This window comes from Pseudomonas sp. QS1027 (assembly GCF_002814235.1).
Lineage (GTDB): Bacteria > Pseudomonadota > Gammaproteobacteria > Pseudomonadales > Pseudomonadaceae > Aquipseudomonas.
Genome location: NZ_PHSU01000014.1, coordinates 139,760 through 164,850, shown reverse-complemented (window position 1 = coordinate 164,850; position 25,091 = coordinate 139,760). Strand labels below are relative to the sequence as shown.

The following is a 25,091-nucleotide window of genomic DNA, read 5'->3' as shown; positions in this document are numbered from 1 at the left end:
ACACCGAAGCACCTCCCTGGAAGTCTGACTACAGTGAAAACCGCGCGATCAGGTGATTCAGGCTCCCGGCCAGTTTGGACAGTTCGTTGCTGGCGATCGAAGTCTGGCTCGCGGCCGACGAACTCTGGATGGACAGATCGCGAATGCTCACCAGGTTGCGGTCGACCGAGCGGGCTACCTGCGCCTGTTGCTCGGAAGCCGTGGCGATCAGCAGGTTCTTGTCATTGATATGGGAGATCGACAAGGTCACTTCCTCGATCGCCAGGCCCGTTTCATGGGCCAGCGAGCGGGTCACCCGGGTTTCTTCGCTGCTGTGGTTCATCGACTCCACGGCCTTCTTCGAGTCGAGCTGGATACCCTTGACCATCTGCTCGATTTCCTGGGTCGACTGCTGGGTGCGATGGGCCAGCGCGCGCACTTCATCCGCCACCACCGCAAAGCCCCGACCCTGTTCGCCGGCCCGTGCGGCCTCGATGGCGGCGTTCAGCGCCAGCAGATTGGTCTGCTCGGCGATGGAGCCGATCACGTCAAGCACCTTGGCAATGTGCAGGGCTTGCCCGGCCAGGCCTTCTATATCGGTCTTGGTCTGTTCGACCCGGCTGCTCAAGCGTTCGATGGAGTCGATGGTCTCACCCACGCGGTCCTGGACAACCCGCGCCGAGCGTTCCGAAGCCTGGGTCGACTCCGAGGCCGAAACGGCATTTCTCGCCACTTCCTCGACGGCCGCGGTCATCTGGTTGACGGCGGTGGCGGCCTGGTCGGTTTCAACACTCTGCCTCTGGATACCCGCCGTCGACTCGTGGGTAATCGCGCTCATCTGCTCCGCCGCGGAAGCCAGTTGCCGGGACGAGTCGGCGATATGTTCGATGGTGTTCTTGAGACTCGAGCGCATGGCGGCGGCGACAGTCTGCAAGTCGGTGATTTCGTCCCGCCCGCTGATCTCCACCTTGCTCTTCAGGTCGCCGTCGGCGATTTTCTGCATCGACAGGCGCAAGGCATTGATCGGCTGCGCGATGCTGCGGGTAAACAGCAGCGCCACGACACAGGTGACCACCAGGGCCAGGACCATGAACATCAGCGTCATCAGGAACGCGCTGTCATAGCTGCCATTCGCAACCTGCCCCGAGCGCCCGGCGCCTTCTTCGTTGATGCTCATCAGCGCTTCAATTGAAGCCTGCAGTTTTTTCGCCGCTTCGCTGCTGGTGTCACGAATGAAATGGGTCATGGCCTCGAAGGACGCGGTCTGGCTCATGACCACCAGTTGATCGAGCAAGTCCTGGTAAGTGCGCACGTTCGCCACCACCTGGTCATAGCGCTGTTTTTCCTCGGGGCTGGAAACCATCGAGGCGTATTTCTCGGTTTCCTGGCTCAGGGTGGTTTTCAGCGCTGCCAGTTTGTCCTGGGAGCTTTTGCTCTGGCGGTCTTCATCCATGACGAAGCGGCGGCCATCGAGCCGGTAGAGCAACGCGGCATTCTGGATACGGGCGGCCTGGCGCACACTCGGCAACCAGTTCGTTTGCAGCGCCAGGGAGGCGTCATGGATTTCTTTCATGCGGTACAGCGAGGTCAGCCCGAGGCTGATCAGCAGCAGACAGATCAGCCCGAAACCGAGCAGGGATCTGGAGGTCAACCTGATGTTCCTTGTCTGCATGACACCACTCCGAGGCAGGTTGCTTGAGCATTCAGTTGCTGGGGACGCCAATCACTCCACCAGTGTAGTACGTCCCCTGCAAAAGATCGGTCTCAGCGCTCGCGCGGTGTCAGGTCCCGATCAACAAGTTTACGAAACTCTATGGACAGTCCTTTGTGCCCATTGCCGTCCAGGGTAATACCCATACTTCCGATATGCGTGATTTTATCCTGCTGGTAAGTCGTACCTGACAATTGATAGACGTGCCCTGGCCGAACTTGACAGTGGGCATATTTTATTTCGAACTGATTTCCTGTTTTTCGACTCATGTCCATAATGATGGGCTGGGTGGGATCAGTGACATCCATCAGTCTGACTTCCGTCACCCGATCGGGATCGCGAGTTTCCCGGGTTGTCCAATCGCCAATGCCCTCAAGAACCACCAGCCGGGTAACCGGGACGGGAGGCGGACTGGTCCTGGGATCCACGCGAATGACGATATCCCCTTGATCCTGCTCGCCCAGTGTCACCGGGTGGTGTCCCTCATGGGTAATGGTGTCGCCGAAATACACTCGGCTGAACAGTTCATAGCGGCCCCTGGCCTGTCTTTGACACAACGCGTATTTGACACTGAACAACACGCCCTTTTGCCGGCTGGTATCCAGCGTCACCGGTTGATCGGAGTGAGTCAGATCGCGCAGGGTCACTACCGTAACAAGATCGGGGGCGGGTACTTTATGAGTGGCCAGATCGCTAACGTTGAGGATATCGTTCCGGCCCTCAAGCAGGATAAGCGCGGTGTTGCTGACGGGGGCGTCGGTATTCATAAAACGACTCTCGATAAATAGAAAAACCGGTTGATGACCTAACGGCAAGTCACAAAACTTGCGTTCGAGAAATCACTGTAACAACGGTCAATCGAGGAAAAGTCGTAGCGGGATAGTGCACGTTGAACGGAATATTGAAGAGTGCGCAACAACTGACTTGCGACCCTGGACAGCGCCAGGATCAACAAGCCGGATAACAGTGCGACTCGCGGGCGACCTTGCGCCACCCGCGAGTCGACGGACTCAGGCCAGCAGCTTGCGCTCGGTCTTGCCGTACTTGATCGACTTCTCATCCGGGATCATCAGGCCGGTCTGCTCGTCACGGCCCTGCAGGACGAAACGCGCGTCCGCCTTGCCCAACTGCTCGGCGGCCTTCTGGCTGTCGGCACCGATCTCGCCCTTTTTCATGCGGTTGACGATCACGCCCACGGCGGTGTCCTTGAAGTCACGCAGCATCCAGGCATCGCCGTCGCTGTCACCGGCCACCAGCACCGGGCCATAACCCTTCTTCGCCACCAGGATATTCTTGATCCCGATGGTCTTGCCCGGGCCGTAGTTGAAGTGCCAGTCCGGCAGGTAGCGACTTTCGTACTTGCCGTCGGTCATGGCCAGGCGCAGGCCGATCACGTTTTCCGGCGGCACGCCGTAGCCGTAGTTGGGGTTGCCGGCGAATACCCGGACCACATCGTCGATGGAAGCGGTGCTGATATAGACGTCGATGCCGTTGGCCCGCAGCGTGTGCATCAGGCCACGGATTTCCTCGTGGATACGGATGCCGTGGAAGTGCGTATCGGCGACCACCCCGGCCTTGCCCGGCAAGCTGCTCGGGCTCTCGTACTTGACCTTGCGCAGGCCATCGCCCAGGTCGTGGTTGTTCGACGCCTCGGCCATCGCCTGCAACTCGGCGGTGCTCATGTTCTTGTAGAAGTAGATGATCCACTTGTAGCCGATCTCCACCGGATAGCTGTCGCAGATCGCGTCATACATGAAGTAGAGCTTGGTGAAGAAGTCCTTGAACTGATCCGTGGCGTGGATTTCCTCCAGGCTCTTGCTGCCGGCCAGGCCCTGGTAGTTGGCGTGCAGCCAGCGGTAGTCGGCTTCGACGTCGGCGGCGATGTCTTCCATGTTCACCGGCTTGCCGTCGACCGTGAGGTAGTCCTTCATGAACGGACCGTTGGGTACGTCCTGGCGCAGCACGGCGGCAAACTCGTCGGGGCTGAGTTTGTACTGCAGATTGTTCATCTGGTAGACCAGCAGCGCCTCTTCGCAGTCGTTCATGATGCAGGTGTTGTCCCAGTCGAACACCGCGTACGGACGTTTGTCCGGGTGGTAGGACGCACTCTTCACACCATGCTGGTCGATCACCGCCTGCAGACGTTTCTGGTTCAGCGGCGACCAGCGTGCCGGGTCCAACTCGCTCGGCACGGCCTTGGTCGTCGCGGCCTCGGCAAGGCGACCGCTCAACAACAGGGGACTGACAACGGAAACGGCGGCAAGGGTGTTCAGAAACTGGCGACGCTGCATGGCATAACTCCTGGAATTAGAAGAATGGTCGCAAACGGGGCGACGGCGAGTGCGTGTTTCAAAGCAAGGGCGCAAGGGGACAGGAGGCCCGGCGACGAGGCTAACGCCAAATACACATAAATACAACAATGCCACAATATTACACATTTATGGCACATCGACACTTTCTGACCGACGGTGATGGGCCGCCAAACTTGACAGCGCTGTCCCGCCTCCCACAATGCGTGTTCGGATACTGATCCCAACAGCAAGGACATGAGGTATGTGGCAAGAAGAGCGTTACCAGCGGATTCGTGCACTGCTGGCAACCTTGCAGCGCGTGACCACCGACCGTATCGTCACGGAACTGAATGTTTCCCGCGAAACGGTGCGCCGCGACCTGGTGGCACTGGAAGCCCTGGGTGAGTTGAAACGTATCCACGGTGGCGCGATCACGGTCGAGGACGAGGCGCCGATAGCCGAGCGCGCGCATATCAACGTCAAGTTCAAGCGTGACGTGGCCCGAGCCGCGGTAAGCCTGCTCAGCCACGGCCAGACGGTTTTTATCGACGCCGGAACCACCACTGAGATTCTTGCCCAGGAACTGGCCAAGCTGGGTGGGCTGACGGTGATCACCAACTCGTTCAACGTCGCGCTGCATCTGCGCGGCGGCAGCGCGCCGGGCAGCCGGCATAACGAGGTGATCGTCCTCGGCGGCTCCCTCGGCGACCGCTCACCGGCCACGGTGGGCGCGACCACCGTGGCGGAAATCGGCCGCTACCGCGCCGACCTCGCGCTGCTCTCGCCAGTGGGCGTGGACGCCCAGTACGGCGCCAGCAACTACGATCATCGTGAAAGCGAGGTGGCCCGGGCCATGGCCGAGAACGCCGAACGGGTAGTCATCCTCGCCGACTACAGCAAGCTCGGCGTACAGAGCCGTATCAGCTTCTGCCCGGCGGAACGTATCGACGTGCTGGTGACCAATCAGCGAGCCAGCGAAGAAGTGGCGTTCGAGGCACTGAAAGCCGGGCTCAAGGAAATCATCCTGGCCTGAGTCCGGGACTCCTAGGTTTCGCGCACGCTTGCAGGCGCCAGACTGCTCAGCCAGCGGCCGATACTGATGATCCATACCAGCCCGGCAATCAGTCCGGTGCTGAACAGCATGCCGTGCACGCCGCCATCGGCGATCAGCTTGCCGGCCACGAAGGGGAAACCAAAAACCCCGAGGAAATAGGCCAGGCTGAACAGCAACAGCGCCTGTGCAGTCAGCCCCGGCGGTGCTTCATTGGCCGCCAGCCCGTTGATCACCGAGTAATTCAGGCCGTAACCGATGCCGAGCAACGCCGCCATGGCGCCGTAACTCAGGCTGTCGTGCACCCATTGGCCAAAACCGAGTACTGCCAGCAGCATCAGCGTGGTCAATACGCTGGAGGCGGCAAAGGGGTTGCGCTTGACCACCCAACCGGCAATCAGCAGCCGACAAGCGATGGCAGCCCCCATGAAACAGAGGAAGAACAGCGAATAGTCGAGGCCAAGGCTGGCGGCATAGCTGGTTTGAAAACTGCCCAGGCCACCGAAGATCGCACCGCCCAGCCCGACCATCAGGATCGAGAACACTGACCTTGAGCGCAGCACCTGAACCGCCGACGCCGCGCTGATCTTGAAGGCCTGCCGGTTGGCCGTGCCCACCTCGTCGCGAGTGCCGAGGTGCCAGAAATACAGGCCGCCGAGTATCGCGGTGGTGGCGGCACAGAAGAACGCGGTCTGGATCGGCAAACCGAAGTAGCCGGCGAGCTTGCCGGCAATCGGACCGCTACCGATACCGGTCAGCATGCTCCCCGAGAGCAAGGCAAAACAGTGGGTACGCCGCGCAGGCTCGATCATCGCGGCGACCATGATCGGCCCCAGGGTGTAGAAAATCCCCCAACCCAGGCCCAGCAGCAGGCCGCAAAGCAGCAAGGCGACGCCCAGCCCTTTGACCAGGGCAAACCCCAGCGAAGCACAGGCCAGGCACACCGCCGCAAAGGCGACACAGCGCGCCGCCCCCCAGCGATTCATCATGTGCCCCGAGCCGATGACCGCGACCAGGGTACTGAACATCGCCGTAGCAATGACCTGTCCGGCATCATGCTCGTTGCCACCGAAGGACTTGACCAGCAAGGCCAGCAGGAAGGTCGAGCCGTAGGCGACCGACAGCAGGAAACTGGCCATGCAGAAGGCGCCGAATCCGGAGGATGGGCGACTGGAGGAAGAGGACATCATGATTTTTCCAGGCAGTGTTCAGTGTGCTTTTTAGCACTGCCCGGCGCACGATTAGCTAGGGAAATAGCGGAGTAAAGATAGAAAAGCTTGTACGTTTTTTGGGGCCTCATCGCTGCGCTGCGGTGTTCCGACAAGCCAGCGCCGACAAGGGATCGGTGGCAATCGTGATAGTTTGCGTTGATGCACGGACCTGTAGGAGCCGGCTTGCTGGCGATGGCGTCTGGATAGGCGCCGCAGGTCCTACTGCTTATCCTGGTCGACGGACCACCCGGATCTTGCCGCTATTCCCACCGCCACAAAAAAACCGGTCCCGGCCATCGGACTCAAGCCCCGACACACCCACGCCAGCCGGCATATCGATTCGCTCCAGCAATGCGCCTGTTTGCGGATTCACCCGTCGAACATCACTCTTGTCGTTCTCCCAGGTGCCGTGCCAAAGCTCACCGTCGACCCAGGTCACCCCCGTGACGAAGCGCTTCGACTCGATAATCCGCAGGACCGCTCCGGTTTCGGGATCGATCTGATGGATCCTGCGCCCGCGATGCTGCCCTACCCAGAGCGAACCTTCGGCCCATGCCAGCCCGGAGTCACCGCCATCGCCGGGGGCCGGTATGCTCGAAAGCACCTCACCGTTCCTCGGATCGATCTTGCGGATCCGACCCTCGGCAATCTGGAACAGGTATCGACCGTCAAAGGCGGTTCCGGCCTGCGCGGCGACATCGATCGAACGCACCACCACCCCGCTTTCCGGGTCAAGGGCGTTGAGCTTGTCACCCGAGGCAAACCAGACGTGCTGGCCGTCATAAGTCACGCCCGCCACCGAGTCGGCCCCTGGAAAAGGCCCGTATTCACGAAGAATTTCAGCTTGAGAGTTTTTCATCAACTCAGTCTAGCCGCTGCCCGGCGGACCAGGGAGTAACAAGGTTGACGGGAAGCCCGGCACCGACGGGAGCGTCCAGCGGCAGGCCGGCCCACGGCCGAAAGCCTGCACCTTGCCTGTCGCCGCCAGGGCATCGAGCGCCCGCTGCACGGTGCGTGGGCTGCTGCCCAACGCAATCGCCAGGGCCGAACTCGACCACGACTCGCCATCGGCCAAAAGGGCCAGCAGCGAGCCATGCCGCTCCTCGACGGGAGGCGCCAGGATGACCACCTCATGGGCCTGGCGCGGCATCAGCACAAAGCCCTCCCCGGTCGCCCTGACCTGCGCCAATCCGCGAATCTCACCCCGCAGCCGTCCGATTTCGACCCGCAGCCTGACCCGGTGCGATTCATCGGCCTCCTTGCCGCGAAATGCCCGGGCGATCAGCGCATGCCGTGAGACCGCGCCCGGCCAACTCTCGGCAAGGGTGCGCAGCAGCGTGAACAAGACCGGTCGCCTCGTCAGCAATACCTGCGTGTTGCCTTCACACACCGTGTAGCGGCAGGCATCCACCACCAGCGCCTTCGAGGCAAACAGTTTCTCGACGTCCTCCAGCAGCAGAAGGCGCTCCTCGCCCCGTGCAATCAGACGTGCCGCCGGTCTGTTCAGCACCTGAGAGGCGCTTTCGACTTCAGCGCCGAGTGCACCAATACCCGACTCATGCGCGGCATTTTCCGCCCGCTGCAATGCGCCGCGCGCCGCCCCCGTGCGCAGGCGCCGAATAGCGATCCCGGCGCTGACCAACTCGTAAGCAGCCCTCAAGGGCGGTGCCAGCCATATCGGCTCAAGCTCGGCGAGCAGACGTTCGGCCTGGTCAAGATGACCGGTCAACAGCAGGCGCCGGACTTCGAGGTGGCGTGCATGGGCGGCATTCAAGCGATCGCCATGGGCTTCGAGAACTGCCCGCGCGTCGGCGAGTGCCTTGACCGGCCAGGCCAGATCGCGGGAGACCAGCGCGATCTCGGCTTCGGCGACGATGCAGCGCGCCCTCGCCACTGCCTCTTGCGGCCCGAAGGCACGGGCGGCCAGCTTGAGCAAAGCCCTTGCGCGAACCAGGTCACCCAACTGCGCCATGGCAATACCGCGCAACGCAAGCCCAGGCCCATCATCGCGCAGGGCCACCCGCTTCAAGGCACCGAGGACATCCCCGGTGGCGAGCAACCGCGCCGCAGCGCTGATCATCGCGTCCATGGGCATCCCGTCATACTTGTCACTCCCACCCTCTTCCTGGCCCGTCCTAGTCTGTTCACGACCACCCGGTAACCGCTCGCACAACCGATGGTACGACGAGCACTGGCAAATGGAGAACCCTGATGACCACACAGAAGATTGGCACACGCGAAAAATGGCTGGCGGCACGACTCGACCTGCTGGCCGAGGAAAAGGAGCTGACCCGGCGCGGCGACGCCCTGGCCCAACAGCGCCAGGCACTGCCCTGGGTGCGGGTCGACAAGGCCTACCGTTTCGACACCCCCGCCGGCAGCGTCTCACTACTGGATCTGTTCAAAGGCCGCTCACAGTTGCTGGTCTATCACTTCATGTTCGGGCCTGACTACAGCGCCGGCTGCCCATCCTGCTCGTCGATCGCCGATGGCTTCAATGGTGTCGTCGTCCATCTCGAGCACCATGACGTCGCCTTTACCGCCATCTCGCGGGCACCGCTGGCCAAGTTGCAGGCGTTCAAACAGCGCATGGGCTGGAGCTTCGACTGGGCCAGCTCGTTCGACAGCGATTTCAACAGTGACTTCAACGTCTGGTTCAGCGAGGAGCAGCAGCGCGAAGGCGACATCGTCTATAACTATCTGCGTGAGGCGCCTTTGGCGGTTGCCCAGAAAGGCCAGGGCGTCCAGGAAAGACCGCCACAGGGCAGCGAAAGCCCGGTTGCCCGGATCGCCGCCACCACCGGCACCGACATTGCCACCTTCACCCGCGACCGGCCTGGTCTCAGCGCCTTCGTGCTTGAGGAGGGCGAGATCTACCACACCTACTCCAGCTATGCCCGCGGGCTGGACAGTGTCTGGGGCATGTACCAGTGGCTCGACCGCGCGCCCAAGGGCCGCAATGAACAGGGTATCTGGTGGCGCCGCCACGACGAATACGGCCAGGAGTAAACAGCATGCTCTTGTCCAATCGAACCGAGGAAAACCATTCGACAGGAGCGCCAACCGGCAATGCGCTGGGCATTGCCGACTGGCTGTGCCTGGCCGCCGCGCCAACCTTCGCCGGCATGGCGTTGCTCACGGCCTTCAGCCCCGGCACGCAGATGATCTGTTCATCGATGTCGGGAGCCTTTGCCCTCGATGGCATGGTCACGATGTACCTGATCATGGGCGCCTTCCATCTGCCACCCTGGCTGCGGCTGCTTTTCGGCCACTCCCGCGGATCGGCAGGAGGGTCCACGACACCGACCCACCACCGATCCAGTTGAGGCGACTTATTACACTTTAATGATCATCGCATGGTAATGTCATACACATGACTCCATGGAGCAAGCAGCATGATCGCGATACGGGAAGCGTGGAAATCCGGGCTGTTTGGGCGCAAACACTGGTCTCGCAACCTGGTCGCGGGCGTTATCGTGGGGATCGTCGCGCTGCCCTTGTCCATGGCCTTTGCTATCGCCTCGGGGGTCAAGCCCGAACAAGGCATCTACACCGCGATTGTCGGCGGCCTGCTGGTGTCCTTGTTCGGCGGCAGCCGGGTGCAGATCGCCGGCCCCACCGGCGCCTTTATCGTGATCCTGGCCAGCATCAGCGCCCGCTACGGCATTGACGGCCTGCAGATAGCGACGTTCATGGCCGGGGCGATCCTGCTGCTGCTCGGCGTCACCCGGCTGGGCTCGGTGATCAAGTTCATCCCCGACCCGGTGATCGTCGGGTTCACCGCCGGCATCGGCGTGATCATCTGGGTGGGGCAATGGAAAGATTTCTTCGGCCTGCCGAAAGTCGCCGCTGGTCATTTCCATGAACAGCTCTGGCAGTTGCTTCAAGCGCTGCCGCATCTTCACCTGGCGACAACCCTGCTGGCGCTCCTGAGCCTGCTGCTGGTGGTGCTCACGCCCAGGCTCCCCGGCATGAAACGCGTGCCCGGGCCGTTGATCGCGATGGTCGTCGCCACGGTCATACAGTCGATTTTCCAGTTTCCCGGGGTGGCCACGATCGGCAGTGCCTTCGGCGGGATCCCCCAGGGGCTGCCGACCTTGAGCCTGCCGGAAGTGACCCTGCCGCGGATCATCGAATTGATCGGCCCTGCGTTCGCCATCGCCATGCTGGGCGCCATCGAGTCATTGCTGTCGGCCGTGGTGGCCGATGGCATGGCCGGCACCCGGCATGACTCCAACCAGGAGTTGATCGGCCAGGGCATCGCCAACCTGTTCAGCCCCTTGTTCGGCGGCTTTGCCGCGACCGGCGCCATCGCCCGTACGGCGACCAATATCCGCAACGGCGGCAACAGCCCCCTCGCCGGCCTGGTGCATGCACTCACCCTGGTGCTGCTGATTTCTTTCCTGGCGCCATTGGCTTCGAATATCCCGCTGTGCGCCCTCGCGGCCATCCTGTTTGTCGTGGCCTACAACATGAGCGAGCTGAAACACTTCAAGCGCATGCTCCAGCGGGCACCGCGGGCCGATATCGCGATATTGCTGATCACCTTCCTGCTGACGGTCTTCAGCGACCTGACCATTGCCGTGAATATCGGCGTCATTCTCGCCATGCTGCAATTCATGCGGCGGATGGCGTCTTCGGTAGCCGTGCAGAAAATGCTCGGCAAGGAACTGGAGGTCGAATTGCCGCCGAATGTCCTGGTGTATGGCATCGAGGGACCGCTGTTCTTCGGGGCGGCGGAAACCTTCGAACGGGTGCTGGCACAGACCCACACCGATCCCGGGACCCTGATCATCCGCCTGAATCATGTGCCGTTCATGGACATCACAGGCCTGCAGACCCTGCTCGAAGTCATCGAGCAGCTACACAACCGCAGCATTGTCGTGAAGCTGTGCGAGGCCAACGAGAAAGTCCTCGGCAAGCTGCGCAAGGCCGGGATACTCCAGGCACTGGGGCCTGGGCATTACCATGCCGACTTCCAGTCGGCACTGAATGCGGCCGGCGAACCCGGGCAGTAGAAGCTGACTGCCCGGCGCCGGACGGTTGCGTCACTGCCCCTTGCCGGCCGCCTTGCTTTGGGTCGAATAGGAAACACCGTGGGTTTCCAGGTAGTCGCGAATCAGCTGGCGAACCACCTGGGACGGCGTCAGGTCCTGAGCAGCGCAAAGCTCCTCAAGGGCCTTTTTCTTGACCGGGTCAATGAGTACGGTCAAGCGTGCGGTCTTGCTTTCCATGGAGGGGTCGACACTCTGAAGCAGCTTATGATAATCAAATTATAATAAGCGCTCCCCAGCTTGTCACGCCCTTACCCCGGCAGCCACCGCACGCAGCCTCGTCATCTTGCGCAGACGCCGTTATCGACCGGCTTACTCACTCGCAACGGCCAGCTTGTCCTGGGTACGGGTAGCGAAATCGCTGGCATCGTGACGCTCGCGCAGCTGGCCGGAGAGTTCCCCGGACACCCGGTTGACCATTCGCCCACGCTGCACGGCGGGACGTGCGTCGATGGCATCGGCCCAACGCTGGACATGCGGGTAGTCCTGTACCGAAAGAAACTCCGCCGCCTCGTAAAGGCGACCTTTCACCAGACCGCCGTACCAGGGCCAGATCGCGATGTCAGCGATGCTGTACTCGCTGCCCGCGATGTATTCGCTGACCGCCAGTTGCTTGTCGAGGACATCGAGCTGGCGCTTGGTTTCCATCGCAAAACGGTCGATCGCGTATTCGATCTTGGTCGGCGCATAAGCATAGAAATGCCCAAAGCCACCGCCCAGGTAAGGCGCGCTGCCCATCTGCCAGAACAGCCAGGACAGGCATTCAGCACGGGCCGCCGGTTCGGTGGGCAGGAACGCGCCGAACTTCTCGGCGAGGTACTGCAAGATGGCCCCCGACTCGAAGATCCGGATCGGTTTCGCACCGCTGTAATCCATCAGCGCCGGAATCTTCGAGTTCGGATTCACACTGACAAAACCACTGCCAAACTGCTGACCCTCGCCAATATGGATCAACCAGGCGTCGTATTCCGCCCCCGTGTGACCCAGGGCCAGCAGTTCCTCCAGCAGAATAGTGACCTTCTGGCCGTTGGGTGTGGCCAGGGAATACAGCTGCAACGGGTGACGCCCGACCGGCAGGTCCTGGTCATGGGTCGCACCGGCAATCGGCCGGTTGATATTGGCGAATTTCCCGCCGTTCTCGGTATGCCAGGTCCAGACCTTGGGTGGCAGGTACTCCGATGAGTTGGTCATGCTCGATACACTCCTTGGGTTCAATGGGGCGCCGCGGCGCTGTCGGCTGCTGCCTGATTGACTGCAACCTCGGGCTTGCCGTTCAACTGCGTGATGTTCCAACCGCCGCCCAGCGCCTTGATCAGGCCGACATTGGCGCTCAACTGCTGGGTCTGCAATTCCAGCACCGAACGCCGTGCTTCCAGCGAAGCGACCTGCGCCGTCACCACATCCAGGTAAGCGACGGCGCCCTGGCGATAGCGGGCCAGGGACAGGTCCTCGGAATACTGCGCGGCCGCCGCGGCGTCACGCTGGTCGACCAGGGCGTTGTCGAGCCCGGCGATCGTCGAGAGATTGTTCTCGACCTGCTCGAAGGCGCCGAGCACCACGCTGCGGTACTTGGCCGCCGCCTCATCGGTGGCCGCCTTGGCGATGTCCACCTGGGCCTGACGCGCACCGCCGTCGAACAGGGTCGCCACCATCGAAGGGCCAATGACCCAGAACAGGTTCGGTGCCGTCAGCAGGTTGGCGAACTCGTCACTCTGATAACCCCCTTGGGCACTCAGGGTGATCGCCGGGAACCAGGCGGCCTTGGCCACGCCGATGCGGGAGTTGGCGGCAGCGATCCGGCGTTCGGCGGCAGCGATGTCGGGACGTCGCTGCAACAGCGTCGAAGGCAGGCCCGTGGGGACATTGGGCAAGGCAATCGGCGCGGTATTCGCGGCAATGCTATAGGTCGAGGCCGACTCACCCAGCATCGCGGCAATCGCGTGCTCGATCAGCGCCCGCTGGACCCGGTTCTGGCTCAACTGCGACTTGACCGAGGACAGCTGGGTACGGGCCCGCGCCACGTCCAGGCCAGAGACGATCCCACCACCGTGCAGCCCTTCGGTCAGGCTCAGCGCCTTGGTGTAGGCATCGCGGGTTTCGCTCAGCAACTGGTTCTGCCAGTCGAGGCCGCGCAGGTGGATGTAATTGTCCGTCAACTGGGCCTGCAGGCTCAGGCGTACCGAGGCCAGGTCGGCCTGTGACGCCTGGGCTTCGCTGACACCGGCCGCAACCGTGTCACGCACCCGGCCCCAGAGATCGACCTCATAGTCCACCTCGACCCCCAGCGTCGCCGAATCGTAGACATTCGGCGAGGTGGCCGAGCGCAACGGCCGCGTGTCCGACTGGCGTATGCGCTGGCCGCTGCCAATCGCCTCGATCTTGGGAAACAACCCGGACCGGGCCTGGGCGACAAAGCCCTGGGCCTGGAGATAATGGGCCAGCGCGGCGCTCAGGTCGGGGTTGTTGCTCAGCAACTGTTGCTGCATCGCATCCAGCTGCGGGTCTTTGTAGATCCGCCACCAGCCTTCCCGGCTGGCCTGATCGTCGGGCGTCGCCACTGTCCACGGGCCCTGGGTATGGAACTGCCCGGGCTCGGGGGTCTTGGGGACTTTCAGTTCCGGCGCCAGCGAGCAGGCGCCCAGGCCAAGGCTGGCGATCAGGCACAGGCTCGAAGGCCACAGCAGGCTGTGCTTAGCCATGGGGTTTGGCCTCCACCCGTACCGCGTCGTTGTCGCCGAGGCCATCGGGCGGCGTGTCGATCACCCGGTCGCTGGCGTCCAGGCCGCTGCCGATCTCCACGGTGTCGCCAAAGTCACGGGAAATGCTGACTGGCTTGAACAGCACGTGATCGTTCTTGTCGAGGGTCGCGACCCGCATGCCGTGTTCGTCGAACACCAGGGCACTGGCGGGCAGGCGCAATACATCGGCCTGTACCGGCAGGTCGAACTGCACGCTGGTATAACCACCCGGCAGCAGGCGACCGCCCGGGTTGTCCACCAGCAGTTGCACCAGGGTGCTGCCGGAAGCCGCCGTCACCGCATCGGCCGTGGCGATCACCCGCGCATTGAACGACTCCTTGCGATACTCAGGCACCGTGAGCCGGGCCGTGGTGCCGATGCGGATCTGTGGCGAGAAGGTCTGTGGCACTTGCACATAGACCCGCAGGCGGCTGACATCCGAGACGGCGAACAACTCCCGCCCGGCGCTGCCACCGGCGCTGATCAGGGCGCCGACATCGGTGGAACGCGCGGTGACCACGCCTTCGAAGGGTGCGGTCAGGCGCTGGAAGCCCTTGGTCGCGACCAACTGTTCGACACTGGCCTGGGCCGATTTGACGTTGGCCAGTTTCGCCGCCAGGTCGCCGGTGCGCTCATCGACATCCTGGCGCGACACCGAATCGGACGCCAGCATCGCCTGCCAGCGCTTGGCCGTGGTTTGCGCCAGCGTTGCGTTGGCCTGGGCCGAGGCCAGGTTGGCACGGGCCTGCAGGAGTTGCTGGTCGAGCTCGGGGGTATCGATCTCGGCGAGCAATTGCCCGGCCTTGACGTGGGCGCCGATATCGACTTTCCAGGACTTGAGGTAACCGTTGACCCGGGCAAAGATCGAGGCCCGCGAATACGCCTCCATCCGCCCTGGCAGATTGAGGACCGGCCCCTGGGGCTGGACGCCCGGGGTGATCAGGTTGACGCTGGGCAGCGCCTGGGCGTTGGTCCAGGTTTTCAGCTCCCGCGACTCGTTGGCCCGCACGCTGATGCCCAGTACCACGACGGCGACCAGCAACGCCAGTCCCAACAGAAGAGCGATCAAACCACGGCGTGAACGTGCGCGAGGGGTCGGATTGGGTACGGTGGTATCGGTGGACATGTCAGACCCCTTGAGCAGCAATGGCAGGTGATGCGGCGCGCGCATCGCGCCCATGGACAAGACTGAAAATCAGTGGAACCAGGAACAACGTGGCGATGGTGGCGAAGCCCAGGCCGCCGATCACGGCGCGGCCCAACGGTGCGTTCTGCTCACCGCCCTCCCCCAGGCCCAGGGCCATCGGCGCCATGCCGATGATCATCGCGATGGCGGTCATCAGCACCGGGCGCAGGCGGGTAAAGCCGGCTTCCAGGGCGGCCTTGAGCGGGTCGCCATGTTCGGCCAGGCGCTCCCGGCAGAAACTCACCACCAGGATGGCGTTGGCGGTGGCCACGCCCATGCACATGATCGCCCCCGTCAGGGCCGGCACCGACAGCGGCGTGTGGGTCACGAAGAGCATCCAGACAATACCCGCAAGCGCCGCCGGCAAGGCGGTGATGATCACGAACGGGTCGCTCCAGGACTGGAAATTGACCACGATCAGCAGGTAGATCAGCACCACCGCGCCGAGCAAGCCGAACAGCAGGCCGTTGAAGGCCGAGTTCATGGTCTGCACCTGGCCCTGCAACTGCACTTTCGAACCGGTGGGGATGTCGCTGGCATGGGCCGCGATGATCTTCTGGATATCCGCGGACACCCCGCCCAGGTCACGGCCCTGGATCGAGGTCAGGATTTCCACCACCGACTGGATATCCGACTGGGTCACCACCGAGTTGCTATGGCTGCGTTCGATCGATGCCAGGGCGCCGAGGGTCTGGTCCGCAGCGGCGTTGGCATTGCCGGTCAACGGCAGGTTATGCAGGGCCGCCAGGCTGTCGAGGCTGTACTGCGGCGTCTGCAGGACGATCGGGTACGACACGCCGTTGGCATTGTTGAGCCAGAACGTCGGCGCCACCTGGCTGGAGCCGGCGAGGTTGACCACCAGGCTGTTGGTGACGTCGCGCTCGGTCAGGCCAACCAGTTGCGCCCGGGTCCGGTCGACATCGATCTTGAAGGTCGGCAGTTGCTGCGATTGCTGGATACGCGCATCCACCACGCCAGGAACCCGGCGGATATCGCGCAACAGGCTGCCGGCGTAGGTGAAGTTGGCCGCCAGGTTGTTACCGCTGATCTGCAGGTCGATCGGCGCTGAAGAGCCGAAGTTGAGGATCTGCCCGACAATGTCCGAGGCCGGGAACGAGAACACCGCATTGGGGAACTCACGGGGCAGGGTCTCGCGCAATTCCTTTATGTACTCGGCGGTTGGCCGGTGCCCCTCTTTCAGGCTGATCTGGATATCGCTGTCCTGGGAGCCCACGGTCCCGGTGTTGTTGTAGGCGGTGTTGATACCACTGATGGGCAAGCCGATATTGTCCACCAGCGCGGCCAACTGCTCGGGTTCGATCACCGTACGAACGTACTTCTCGACCTCGGCAATCAATTGCGCGGTGCTCTCCACCCTTGTGCCCACGGGGGCACGCACGTGCAGCAGGATCTGCCCGGAGTCGACCTCGGGGAAAAAGTTGCGCCCCAGGAACGGCACCAGGGCGAACGATGCAACAACAAAGGCGAGCATCGAGACCACCACCAGACGCCGATGCTGCAAGGCGCCTTCCAGGGCCCCGTGATAATGCCCACGGAAGGTTTCGAACGCCGCCTCGAAGCCGCGCTGGAACCTCACCAACGGGTTGTTCGTCGGCGCCACATGGGGCTGCCCGTCCTCATTGTGCACATGGGGCTTGAGCAGGTAGTTGGCAAGGGTCGGAACCAGGGTCCGCGAGAGGATGAACGAGGCGATCATGGCAAAGATCACGGCTTCGGCCATCGGCACGAACAGGAAACGCGCGACCCCGTCGAGGAAGAACATCGGCACGAACACGATACAGATACACAGCAGCGAAACGAACGCCGGCGTGACGATCTGCGCGGCGCCATCGAGTATCGCCGTCTCCACCGGCTTGCCATGCTCCAGGTGCCAGTTGATGTTCTCGATGGTCACCGTGGCATCGTCCACCAGGATCCCCACCGCCAGCGCGAGCCCACCCAGGGTCATGATGTTCAGGGTTTCGCCGAGCATCGACAGCGTGGCAATCGAGGACAGGATCGCCAGCGGAATCGACACCGCGATAATCACCGTCGAACGCCAGCTGCCGAGGAACAGCAGGATCATCAGGCTGGTCAGTGCCGCGGCAATGATCCCTTCGCGGGCCACCCCGCTGATCGCTGCACGGACGAACAGCGACTGGTCGCCGATCAGGTCGATATTCAGGTTCGGCGGCAAGGCCGCCTTGGAGTCGGCCAGTTTTTCCTTGATGCCGGCGATCACCCCCAGGGTCGAGGCCGAACCGGTCTTGAGCACTGGAATCAACACCGAGCGGTTGCCGTTGACGTGGACGATATTGGTCTGCGGCGGGTTGCCGTCGCGCACCGTCGCCACGTCACGAATCAACACCGTGGTGCCGTCGGCGGTCTTGATCGGCAGGTTTTCCAGGTCGCGGAAGTCCGAAGGCGCATTGTTCAATTGCAGCATGTATTCGTAGCTGCCGATCTTTTGTGTGCCCACCGGGGTGATCACGTTCTGCGTGGCCAGGGCGGTGGCGACATCCTGCGCCGAGAGCCCGCGAGCCTGCATCCGCGCCGAATCGAGGTCGATCTGCACCTGACGGGTTTTGCCGCCGAATGGATAAGGCACGGCCGCACCGGCCACCGAGGTGAGCAACAGGCGCACCGTATTGAGTCCCAGATCCCCGAGCTTCTGCTCGCTGAGCCCGTTACCCGACAATGCCAGTTGCACAATAGGCACCGTCGAGGCACTGTAATTGAGAATCAAAGGCGGCACGGTGCCCGGCGGCAGGTTGCGCAGGATCGCCTGGGACACCGAGGTCAGTTGCGCGTTCGCGGTACTGATATTGACCCCGGGCTGGAAGTACACCTTGACGATGCCGAAACCGTTCAGCGACTGCGCGTCGATATGGCGGATGTCGTTGACCGTGGTGGTCAGGACCCGCTCGAAGGGCGAAGTGATGCGACCGGCCATCTGATCCGGTGGCAACCCGGTGTACTGCCAGATCACGGCAATCACGGGGATGCGGATTTCGGGAAAGATATCGGTCGGCGTACGCCAGGCGGCCAGCGGTCCGACGATCAGGATGAAGATAGCCAACACCAGGAAGGTGTAGGGGCGCCGTAATGCAATGCGCACAAGGCTCAGCATAGGTGTGATCCAGACAGGGGATTGAACACGGAAGAAGGTACGTGATGCAGGCGACGGGGGCGCTGGCTGCAGCACCCTGCTCCTGCCCTGTCGCCTTTTCCACCCGGGCAAATTGCCCTGACATCCAGGTCATAAAGAGGCATATGCCACGATATAGATCTTAGAGGCATACGCAAGTATATTTCTTGTCAGATAGACTGTTTCCGGCCATGACCTGAAAAAACCTTGTTCTCGAGGCGGTCACAGGCATAATTACTGGCTCGACCTTTGCATCAGAGAGTGATCAGCCCTTGAAATGTGCGCCACCCAGTCTTGACAGTCCCCAGACCAGCAGTTGTGCGAACGGTGCCGTGCGCCGTGCGTCCCGGCGCCTGGGACAAATCTATGACGAAGCGTTCGCAGCCTGTGGCCTGAAAGCTACCCAGTACTCCCTGCTGTCGCATATCGCCCGCGCCGACCGACCAAAAATGCGTGAGCTGGCCCAGTCCCTGGTGATGGACCTTTCGGCACTCGGCCATACCCTCAAGCCACTGGTGCGTGACGGCCTGGTGCTGTTGCAGGTGGACGAACTCGACCGGCGCAGCCGGCGCGTACTGTTGACCGAAGAAGGCCGGCGCAAATACGAAGAAGCCCGGCAGATCTCCCTGCGGATGTCATGCCGTTTCGAGCAGGCATTCGGCGAAGAAGAAACCCTTCAGTTGCGCAAGACCCTGGACTTTATCGCCTCGGATGATTTCGCCCGGTCATTGCTCGGCAGCGACTGACGCCCGGGATCAGCGCTCAACCGCCATCACGAGCCAGCGGGCTATTGCTTCTGCGCGAGTATAGACACTCCTGCGCGAGGGTCGCACGCATCTGCACCGCCTCCTGTTCCAGCCGTTCACACATGAAATCCACAAAGACGCGAATCTTGCGCGACAGCTGACGACTCGAAGGCCAGACGATACTCATGTTGTCCGGCGGGATCAGATAGCCATGCAGCAGGCAGCGCAACGAACCGTCGGCCAGGGCTTCGCGGGCCAGAAAATCCGGGATGACGCCCAGGCCAAAGCCCTTGAGCAGCGCCCCAAGCACCATTTCCATATGGTTGCTGATCATCACCGTGCGGGTCCGTGGCTCCCGTGCGCCCTCTTCCCGTAATAACGGGAAGTCCAGCAACTTGCCATTCTTGAAATAGCGAAAGCGCACCGCCAGGTGATCGTCCAGTTCGGCCGGAGTCTGCGGCGTGCCGTGCCGCTCCAGGTACCCCGGAGCAGCGCACAATATGGGTTGCACACCTGGCAAGGGTCGGCTCATCAAGCGCGAGTCAGGCAGATCGCCGCTGCGAATCACGATATCAAAACCTTCCTCGATCACGTCCACCAGCTTGTCGCTGAAGTCGAGGTCCAGTTCGATATCCGGATACAGCGCCATAAACGCCGTCAGTACCGACTGGAACAGCTGATAACTGGCCGCCGGCATGCTGATGCGCAAGCGCCCTCGAGGGATTTCCGTGGACTGCGACAAGGTCGCCTGGGCGTCGTCGAGGTCATCGAGGATGCGTCGGCAACGCTCCTGGAACACCCGACCCTCGTCGGTCAGGCTGAGGCTGCGGGTCGAGCGTTGAAACAGCCGCACGCCCAACTGCTGCTCAAGCCGGGTCACAGCCTTGCCGACGGCCGAAGCCGACAGCCCCAGAGCCCTGCCCGCCGCGACAAAACTGCCCAGCTCGGCCGTGCGGATAAAGGCCATCAAGCCACTCAGTCGATCCACCTGCCTCTCCTATTCGATCCTTTTATTCCGATATGGGCGGAATCCTGACCGCTTTTTGCCAGATTACTCGCCCTTTAAAATCCTTGCATGTTCTGACGGCCCGGGCAAACCACCGAATCGCGGCCATCTTCACGCTCACCCAGGGCAGATACACCTGCCCGCTACAAGGATCGCTCAACATGTCCATTCCACTCTTGCTGCAACAGCGGCTGATTCTGCTGGCCGTGTGCATCACGGCCATCACCATGCCGTTCAACTTCACTGCGGCGGCCGTGGCCCTGCCCGCCATCGGCCGCACCTTCGGCGGTTCGCCGATGGAACTGAACTGGGTCACCAACGCCTTCATGCTGACCTTCGGCAGTTGCCTGATGCTGGCCGGCGCGCTGGCTGACTACTATGGTCGCAAGAAGGTCTTTATCGGCGGCGTCAGCGCTTTTGCCCTGCTGGCCGCCGCCTTGCCTTTCGCCCCGAGCCTGGCGCTGTTCGACGTCCTGCGCGCGGCCCAGGGACTGGCCGCCGCGGCCGCCTTCTCCAGCGGCATGGCCGCCCTGGCGCAAGTCTTCGACGGACCGGGGCGCATCCGAGCGTTCAGCTTCGTCGGGACCAGCTTCGGTATCGGCCTGGCCTTCGGCCCCGTGGCCGCCGGGGTGATGATCGAAGCATTTGGCTGGCAGGTGATCTTCCTGCTGATCACCGTGCTGGCGGTGATCTCGCTGATCCTGGCCACGCGCCACATGAACGAGTCTCGCAACCCCGAGGCGGCCGGTATCGATTGGCCCGGCGCGATCACCTTCACCTGGGCGCTGGGGATTTTCACCTTTGCCATCCTCAAGGCGCCGGAAAGCGGTTGGGCCGACCCACTGGTGCTCGGGCTGTTCGCCGTCGCACTGCTGTCCTTCATCGCCTTTGTCATCATCGAGCAGCGGGTCGCCCAGCCGATGCTCGACCTGACGCTGTTCCGCTTCCCGCGCTTCGTTGGTGTGCAGTTGCTGGCCGCCGCACCGGCCTATTCATTCGTGGTGCTGCTGATCCTGCTGCCGATCCGTTTCGTCGGCATCGAAGGCATGAGCGAGGTCGCGGCCGGCTGGTTGCTGGTGGCTTTGTCGGCGCCACTGCTGGTACTGCCGATTGTCGCCGGCTACCTGACCCGCTGGTTGTCGCCCTCGACCTTGTGCGGCAGTGGCTTGCTGGTCTGTGCCGCCGGGCTGTTCTGGCTGAGCCATGTGCCGGTGGGCAGCAGCGCCAGCGCGCTGGCCTGGCCGATGCTGGTGATCGGTGTCGGCATCAGCCTGCCCTGGGGCCTGATGGATGGCATGGCGGTCAGCGTGGTGCCCAAGGAGCGTGCCGGCATGGCCACCGGTATTTTCAGTACCACCCGGGTAGCCGGTGAAGGTGTGGCCATTGCCGTGGTCATGGCGCTGCTGTCGGCATTCACCGCCGGTCACCTCGGTGGCGCAGCGATGCCAGACATCGTCGGCGCCGCACAGCATCTGGCCACCGGCGACCTGGGCGGTGCCATGCGTCTGCTGCCCGGCGCAGGGCGCGCCGCGCTGGCCGCGGGCTACAGTGCCGCATTCAGCACCTTGCTGTGGGTACTGACGGCGATCACCGTGCTGACGGCAGCCGTGGTGTTTCTGTTTCTCGACCGTGGTTCGGTCGAGGATGACAGCGACACCGAACTGGATGACCCGATGCTGGATCAGGCGGCCTGAATCCGCGAGTGACGGTCAAGCGTGTCCGAGACTTCGCAGGTAGCTACAAAACATATCGGCCATGGCCTCGGCGTAAGCTTCGATCTGCGCCGGGGTCCGTGGGCTTTCCGAAAACTGCTTGCCTACTGAACTGAGCGTCACTTTGATCAGATCGCCGGCCACGGCCCGGGTCGCCTCCGTAGCCTCGGGCAGCACCTCGCGCATAAACGCCTCGATAATCTGTTTTCCCCCGGCCCTCACCTCCTGCGCCTCGGGCGCATTGCGATAAAACGGCGCGGCGTCATCCAGGGCCACGCGGACCTCGGCTTCATCGCATTCAGACTGGATAAAAACGTGAACCAGCAGACGCAGCCTTTCCAGGGGCGGGTTGCGCGTGTCTTCAAGGATGCCGCGCAGCATCTCGAAGGTCTCGCGCCACTCATCACTCTGCAGGCGAAAGAGGATCGCGGCCTTGTTCGGAAAATACTGATACACCGAACCGACGCTGACCCCGGCCCGCTCAGCGACCCGCGTGGTGGTAAAGCGCCGCATGCCCTCCTTGGCCAAAACCTGAATAGCCGCTTGCAGAATCGAATCGACCAGGTCATTGGAACGAGCCTGCTTGGGCTGTTTGCGTGAGGCAATCCGCGTACTTGGTTGATCGGTCATGGGGCGGGCTCGCAATGCGAATAGAAAACATGAAGGTTTATTCGCATTATAAACCCTCACTGAACTCACCGGTAAAACCCATGACAACCCTAACCCAAGCCCCTCTCGCGCCTCTGCTGGACCGCCTGTTCGCCGAAGGCGATGCTTCTTGGCCAACCATCGCCGCCGCCGTCGGCGAGATCTCGGAAGAAGAGCGCGTACGCCTGATGCGCAGCAAGACCGACTACCTCGAGTTCTACACACGCCTGAAGGATTTTCCCCTGGCGGTCTCGCGGGAAACCGGGACACTCCTGTATATGCTGGCGCGCAGTTGCACGGCACGGACGATTGTCGAGTTCGGCACCTCGTTCGGCCTCTCGACCCTGCACCTCGCCGCCGCCCTGCGGGACAATGGCGGCGGACGCTTGATCACCAGCGAGTTCGAGCCCTCCAAGGTGCTGCGAGCACGGGAAAACCTGACCTCCGGCGAGTTGATCGACCTGGTGGAGATTCGTGAAGGCGATGCCCTGCAAACCCTCAGCGTCGACCTCCCGGACAGTATCGACCTGGTCCTGCTCGACGGTGCCAAGGCGCTCTACCCCGAGATCCTCGGCCTGCTGCAGAGTCGTCTGCGCCCGGGTGCGCTGATCATCGCCGACAATGCCGACCACAGCCCCGAGTACCTGGCACGGGTGCGCAATCCTGCCGAGGGTTACCTGTCCACGCCGTTCGCCGAAGACGTCGAACTGTCCATGTGGCAGGGCTGAGCCAATCGGGGGGCTTCCAGACGCGGATAGACTGGTTTGTCCCCCCTGTCTTCGGATCGTCATCCCCTTGAACGATTCAGTGGCTATGCTGGTCAAGTTCTTTCCAGCCCCATGAAACCCAAGGTGACGACGCCATGACCAAGACGTATAGCTACGCGGCCCAAAATCCAAAGGATTCACTCAAGCCTTTCACCTTCGAACGTCGCGCGCCCGGCGCCGACGACGTGCAGATCGAAATCCTCTACTGCGGTGTCTGCCACTCCGACCTGCACACCGCGCGCAATGAATGGCACAACACCCTGTACCCGTCGGTACCGGGGCATGAAATCGTCGGCCGGGTCACCGCGGTCGGTGCCAATGTCAGCAAATTCAAGGTCGGCGACCTGGCCGGTGTCGGCTGCATGGTCGACAGCTGCCAGCACTGTGCGTCCTGCGCCGAAGGCGAAGAACAATATTGCGAGAACGGCTTCACCGGCACCTACAACGGCCCGGTGTTCGGCGGTGAAAACACCTTCGGTGGTTATTCGGACAATATCGTCGTCAAGGAAAAGTTCGTCCTGCGCATCTCCCACGGCGACGCCAACCTGGCGGCGGTCGCGCCGCTGCTGTGTGCCGGCATCACCACCTATTCGCCGCTGCACCACTGGAAAGTCGGCCCGGGCAAAAAGGTCGGCGTGGTCGGTCTCGGCGGCCTGGGGCACATGGCGGTGAAAATCGCCCATGCCATGGGCGCGCATGTGGTGCTGTTCACCACCTCGCCGAACAAGCGTGAAGACGGCCTGCGCCTGGGTGCCGATGAAGTCGTGGTGTCGAAGAACCCGGACGAAATGGCCAAGTTCACCAACACCCTGGACTTCATCCTCAACACCGTGGCCGCGCCCCACGACCTGGACGCGTTCCTCGCCCTGCTCAAGCGCGACGGCACCATGACCCTGGTCGGCGCCCCCGACAGCCCGCACCCTTCGCCGTCGGTGTTCAACCTGATCTTCAAGCGCCGCAGCCTGGCCGGTTCCCTGATCGGCGGCATCCAGGAAACCCAGGACATGCTGGATTTCTGCGCCAGGCACGGGCTGGTCTCGGATATCGAGATGATCGATATCCAGGACATCAACGAAGCCTATGGCCGCATGCTCAAGGGCGACGTCAAATACCGCTTCGTGATTGATATGAACAGCCTGAAGAAAGAAGCCAACGCGGCCTGATCGCTCCCCTCCCTCCGGCCCCGTGGGACCGCGCCAGGCGCGCGGTCATCACGGGCTTCGCAAGCCCTATCCACTCCTGAACCTGGTGAGGTACTGTAGGACCACGACGCGTGATCCATCGGTGGCTGCAAGAGCGAAAGCGAATGCCGATGGCCAAGCAAGACAGGGTTGAACCGCAAGGCAAATCCCTAAATTCAAGATGAGATCAGAATGTTCAAGAAAGCTGTTTTTTGCCTGTCCCTCCTGGCGACTGCAAGTTCCGCCTACGCCAACGACGCCATTGCCTACAAAGACGAGTTAGAGAACCAATACAGTCAGTGCATTGAAAACAAGTTGGCATCGGACTGCTGGAGCAAAGCTTTTTCCGGGCACTTCGACAAGTGGCAAACCAAAGAGAAAGATCTCATCTCCAAAAGCCAAAACACACTGTCCGCCTGGCTCGGACAACATGAAATATACAAAATACACCTGACCCCCAAAGAGGCCAAAGGTGAAGTGTTTGAAAACAGAGCCTATCTGATCGAGCGCGATGACGGGCAATTGATCGGGCTGCACATAGGCTTCAGGCAGGTGCAAGGCCAGTGGTACGTATCTGAACTTCAGGCCAACACCGACGACGCCTTTATCAGATCCATACTGGATATGCCCAAGATAAAATAAGGCGGGAAAACAGGATCGGT

The 25,091-nt window shown here is 62.2% G+C and carries 22 protein-coding genes; 9 read left to right on the top strand and 13 right to left on the bottom strand.

The genetic code is table 11. The features are described 5' to 3' along the window. Positions 1-28 precede the first annotated feature (28 nt). The 3 genes from CWE01_RS13760 to CWE01_RS13750 form a co-directional block, all read right to left on the bottom strand. Positions 29-1,651, bottom strand: coding sequence for a methyl-accepting chemotaxis protein (locus CWE01_RS13760; protein ID WP_100941075.1), 1,623 nt, complete (start codon positions 1,649-1,651; stop codon positions 29-31). Positions 1,652-1,743: 92 nt separating this feature from the next. Beyond that, positions 1,744-2,457: a hypothetical protein gene (locus CWE01_RS13755; RefSeq protein WP_100941074.1), complete on the bottom strand. Its 714-nt coding sequence runs from the start codon at positions 2,455-2,457 to the stop codon at positions 1,744-1,746. Between the two features lie 243 nt (positions 2,458-2,700). After that, on the bottom strand, positions 2,701-3,981 hold the full coding sequence (locus tag CWE01_RS13750; RefSeq protein ID WP_100941073.1) for an HAD family hydrolase: 1,281 nt from the start codon (positions 3,979-3,981) through the stop codon (positions 2,701-2,703). 262 nt (positions 3,982-4,243) lie between these two features. On the opposite strand from CWE01_RS13750, the gene CWE01_RS13745 reads away from it, so the two are divergent. Next, a complete protein-coding gene (locus CWE01_RS13745) occupies positions 4,244-5,014 on the top strand; it encodes a DeoR/GlpR family DNA-binding transcription regulator (RefSeq protein ID WP_100941072.1) in 771 nt (256 codons plus the stop codon). An 11-nt stretch (positions 5,015-5,025) separates the two neighbouring features. On the opposite strand, the gene CWE01_RS13740 is transcribed toward CWE01_RS13745, so the two are convergent. The 3 genes from CWE01_RS13740 to CWE01_RS13730 form a co-directional block, all read right to left on the bottom strand. Continuing rightward, positions 5,026-6,222 (bottom strand): MFS transporter, encoded by a 1,197-nt coding sequence (locus CWE01_RS13740; RefSeq protein ID WP_371917140.1) that lies wholly within the window; start codon positions 6,220-6,222, stop codon positions 5,026-5,028. A 247-nt stretch (positions 6,223-6,469) separates the two neighbouring features. Continuing rightward, the gene (locus CWE01_RS13735; RefSeq protein ID WP_100941071.1) at positions 6,470-7,102 is read right to left on the bottom strand and encodes a PQQ-binding-like beta-propeller repeat protein; all 633 of its coding nucleotides are present in this window, start codon (positions 7,100-7,102) and stop codon (positions 6,470-6,472) included. Between the two features lie 9 nt (positions 7,103-7,111). Further along, positions 7,112-8,332, bottom strand: coding sequence for a helix-turn-helix domain-containing protein (locus CWE01_RS13730; protein WP_100941070.1), 1,221 nt, complete (start codon positions 8,330-8,332; stop codon positions 7,112-7,114). A 122-nt stretch (positions 8,333-8,454) separates the two neighbouring features. On the opposite strand from CWE01_RS13730, the gene CWE01_RS13725 reads away from it, so the two are divergent. From CWE01_RS13725 to CWE01_RS13715, 3 genes are all read left to right on the top strand, one after another. Further along, on the top strand, positions 8,455-9,252 hold the full coding sequence (locus tag CWE01_RS13725; protein WP_100941069.1) for a thioredoxin family protein: 798 nt from the start codon (positions 8,455-8,457) through the stop codon (positions 9,250-9,252). Positions 9,253-9,257: 5 nt separating this feature from the next. Beyond that, complete coding sequence (locus CWE01_RS13720; RefSeq protein WP_100941068.1) at positions 9,258-9,569, top strand: hypothetical protein; 312 nt, start codon at positions 9,258-9,260, stop codon at positions 9,567-9,569. A 69-nt stretch (positions 9,570-9,638) separates the two neighbouring features. Next, positions 9,639-11,261, top strand: a complete 1,623-nt coding sequence (locus tag CWE01_RS13715) for a SulP family inorganic anion transporter (protein ID WP_100941067.1) — start codon at positions 9,639-9,641, stop codon at positions 11,259-11,261. Between the two features lie 30 nt (positions 11,262-11,291). Here the strand turns inward: CWE01_RS13715 and CWE01_RS13710 are convergent, their stop codons facing one another. From CWE01_RS13710 to CWE01_RS13690, 5 genes are all read right to left on the bottom strand, one after another. Continuing rightward, the gene (locus tag CWE01_RS13710; RefSeq protein ID WP_100941066.1) at positions 11,292-11,477 is read right to left on the bottom strand and encodes a ribbon-helix-helix protein, CopG family; all 186 of its coding nucleotides are present in this window, start codon (positions 11,475-11,477) and stop codon (positions 11,292-11,294) included. Positions 11,478-11,609: 132 nt separating this feature from the next. Then, entirely contained in the window at positions 11,610-12,488 is an 879-nt protein-coding gene (gene yghU / locus CWE01_RS13705) for a glutathione-dependent disulfide-bond oxidoreductase (RefSeq protein WP_100941065.1), read from the bottom strand. Positions 12,489-12,508: 20 nt separating this feature from the next. Beyond that, positions 12,509-13,996: an efflux transporter outer membrane subunit gene (locus CWE01_RS13700; RefSeq protein WP_100941064.1), complete on the bottom strand. Its 1,488-nt coding sequence runs from the start codon at positions 13,994-13,996 to the stop codon at positions 12,509-12,511. Further along, complete coding sequence (locus tag CWE01_RS13695; RefSeq protein ID WP_100941063.1) at positions 13,989-15,161, bottom strand: efflux RND transporter periplasmic adaptor subunit; 1,173 nt, start codon at positions 15,159-15,161, stop codon at positions 13,989-13,991. The genes CWE01_RS13700 and CWE01_RS13695 overlap by 8 nt, the downstream gene beginning before the upstream one ends. A 1-nt stretch (position 15,162) precedes the next feature. Continuing rightward, on the bottom strand, positions 15,163-18,351 hold the full coding sequence (locus CWE01_RS13690) for an efflux RND transporter permease subunit (RefSeq protein WP_100941062.1): 3,189 nt from the start codon (positions 18,349-18,351) through the stop codon (positions 15,163-15,165). A 350-nt stretch (positions 18,352-18,701) separates the two neighbouring features. On the opposite strand from CWE01_RS13690, the gene CWE01_RS13685 reads away from it, so the two are divergent. Then, positions 18,702-19,115, top strand: a complete 414-nt coding sequence (locus CWE01_RS13685) for a MarR family winged helix-turn-helix transcriptional regulator (RefSeq protein WP_100941061.1) — start codon at positions 18,702-18,704, stop codon at positions 19,113-19,115. Positions 19,116-19,131: 16 nt separating this feature from the next. Here the strand turns inward: CWE01_RS13685 and CWE01_RS13680 are convergent, their stop codons facing one another. Next, positions 19,132-20,103 carry a LysR family transcriptional regulator gene (locus CWE01_RS13680; protein WP_100941060.1) on the bottom strand — a complete coding sequence of 324 codons (972 nt, stop codon included), beginning with the start codon at positions 20,101-20,103 and terminating at the stop codon, positions 19,132-19,134. A gap of 179 nt (positions 20,104-20,282) precedes the next feature. Between CWE01_RS13680 and CWE01_RS13675 the strand changes: the two genes are divergently transcribed. Further along, on the top strand, positions 20,283-21,815 hold the full coding sequence (locus CWE01_RS13675; protein ID WP_100941059.1) for an MFS transporter: 1,533 nt from the start codon (positions 20,283-20,285) through the stop codon (positions 21,813-21,815). Between the two features lie 15 nt (positions 21,816-21,830). On the opposite strand, the gene CWE01_RS13670 is transcribed toward CWE01_RS13675, so the two are convergent. Continuing rightward, on the bottom strand, positions 21,831-22,463 hold the full coding sequence (locus CWE01_RS13670) for a TetR family transcriptional regulator (RefSeq protein WP_100941058.1): 633 nt from the start codon (positions 22,461-22,463) through the stop codon (positions 21,831-21,833). Positions 22,464-22,543: 80 nt separating this feature from the next. Here CWE01_RS13670 and CWE01_RS13665 point away from each other — a divergent pair, with 80 nt between their 5' ends. The 3 genes from CWE01_RS13665 (at position 22,544) to CWE01_RS13655 (ending at position 25,071) form a co-directional block, all read left to right on the top strand. Beyond that, positions 22,544-23,209 (top strand): O-methyltransferase, encoded by a 666-nt coding sequence (locus CWE01_RS13665; protein WP_100941057.1) that lies wholly within the window; start codon positions 22,544-22,546, stop codon positions 23,207-23,209. 134 nt (positions 23,210-23,343) lie between these two features. Next, entirely contained in the window at positions 23,344-24,411 is a 1,068-nt protein-coding gene (locus tag CWE01_RS13660) for an NAD(P)-dependent alcohol dehydrogenase (protein ID WP_100941056.1), read from the top strand. 210 nt (positions 24,412-24,621) lie between these two features. Further along, positions 24,622-25,071 (top strand): hypothetical protein, encoded by a 450-nt coding sequence (locus CWE01_RS13655; RefSeq protein ID WP_100941055.1) that lies wholly within the window; start codon positions 24,622-24,624, stop codon positions 25,069-25,071. Positions 25,072-25,091 lie beyond the last annotated feature (20 nt).

Bases quoted from the DNA above. Each gene is read 5' to 3' on its own strand.
- CWE01_RS13760 (WP_100941075.1), bottom strand. From the start codon at position 1,651: ATGCAGACAAGGAACATCAGGTTGACCTCCAGATCCCTGCTCGGTTTC.
- CWE01_RS13755 (WP_100941074.1), bottom strand. From the start codon at position 2,457: ATGAATACCGACGCCCCCGTCAGCAACACCGCGCTTATCCTGCTTGAG.
- CWE01_RS13750 (WP_100941073.1), bottom strand. From the start codon at position 3,981: ATGCAGCGTCGCCAGTTTCTGAACACCCTTGCCGCCGTTTCCGTTGTC.
- CWE01_RS13745 (WP_100941072.1), top strand. From the start codon at position 4,244: ATGTGGCAAGAAGAGCGTTACCAGCGGATTCGTGCACTGCTGGCAACC.
- CWE01_RS13740 (WP_371917140.1), bottom strand. From the start codon at position 6,222: ATGATGTCCTCTTCCTCCAGTCGCCCATCCTCCGGATTCGGCGCCTTC.
- CWE01_RS13735 (WP_100941071.1), bottom strand. From the start codon at position 7,102: ATGAAAAACTCTCAAGCTGAAATTCTTCGTGAATACGGGCCTTTTCCA.
- CWE01_RS13730 (WP_100941070.1), bottom strand. From the start codon at position 8,332: ATGGACGCGATGATCAGCGCTGCGGCGCGGTTGCTCGCCACCGGGGAT.
- CWE01_RS13725 (WP_100941069.1), top strand. From the start codon at position 8,455: ATGACCACACAGAAGATTGGCACACGCGAAAAATGGCTGGCGGCACGA.
- CWE01_RS13720 (WP_100941068.1), top strand. From the start codon at position 9,258: ATGCTCTTGTCCAATCGAACCGAGGAAAACCATTCGACAGGAGCGCCA.
- CWE01_RS13715 (WP_100941067.1), top strand. From the start codon at position 9,639: ATGATCGCGATACGGGAAGCGTGGAAATCCGGGCTGTTTGGGCGCAAA.
- CWE01_RS13710 (WP_100941066.1), bottom strand. From the start codon at position 11,477: ATGGAAAGCAAGACCGCACGCTTGACCGTACTCATTGACCCGGTCAAG.
- yghU (WP_100941065.1), bottom strand. From the start codon at position 12,488: ATGACCAACTCATCGGAGTACCTGCCACCCAAGGTCTGGACCTGGCAT.
- CWE01_RS13700 (WP_100941064.1), bottom strand. From the start codon at position 13,996: ATGGCTAAGCACAGCCTGCTGTGGCCTTCGAGCCTGTGCCTGATCGCC.
- CWE01_RS13695 (WP_100941063.1), bottom strand. From the start codon at position 15,161: ATGTCCACCGATACCACCGTACCCAATCCGACCCCTCGCGCACGTTCA.
- CWE01_RS13690 (WP_100941062.1), bottom strand. From the start codon at position 18,351: ATGCTGAGCCTTGTGCGCATTGCATTACGGCGCCCCTACACCTTCCTG.
- CWE01_RS13675 (WP_100941059.1), top strand. From the start codon at position 20,283: ATGTCCATTCCACTCTTGCTGCAACAGCGGCTGATTCTGCTGGCCGTG.
- CWE01_RS13670 (WP_100941058.1), bottom strand. From the start codon at position 22,463: ATGACCGATCAACCAAGTACGCGGATTGCCTCACGCAAACAGCCCAAG.
- CWE01_RS13665 (WP_100941057.1), top strand. From the start codon at position 22,544: ATGACAACCCTAACCCAAGCCCCTCTCGCGCCTCTGCTGGACCGCCTG.
- CWE01_RS13660 (WP_100941056.1), top strand. From the start codon at position 23,344: ATGACCAAGACGTATAGCTACGCGGCCCAAAATCCAAAGGATTCACTC.
- CWE01_RS13655 (WP_100941055.1), top strand. From the start codon at position 24,622: ATGTTCAAGAAAGCTGTTTTTTGCCTGTCCCTCCTGGCGACTGCAAGT.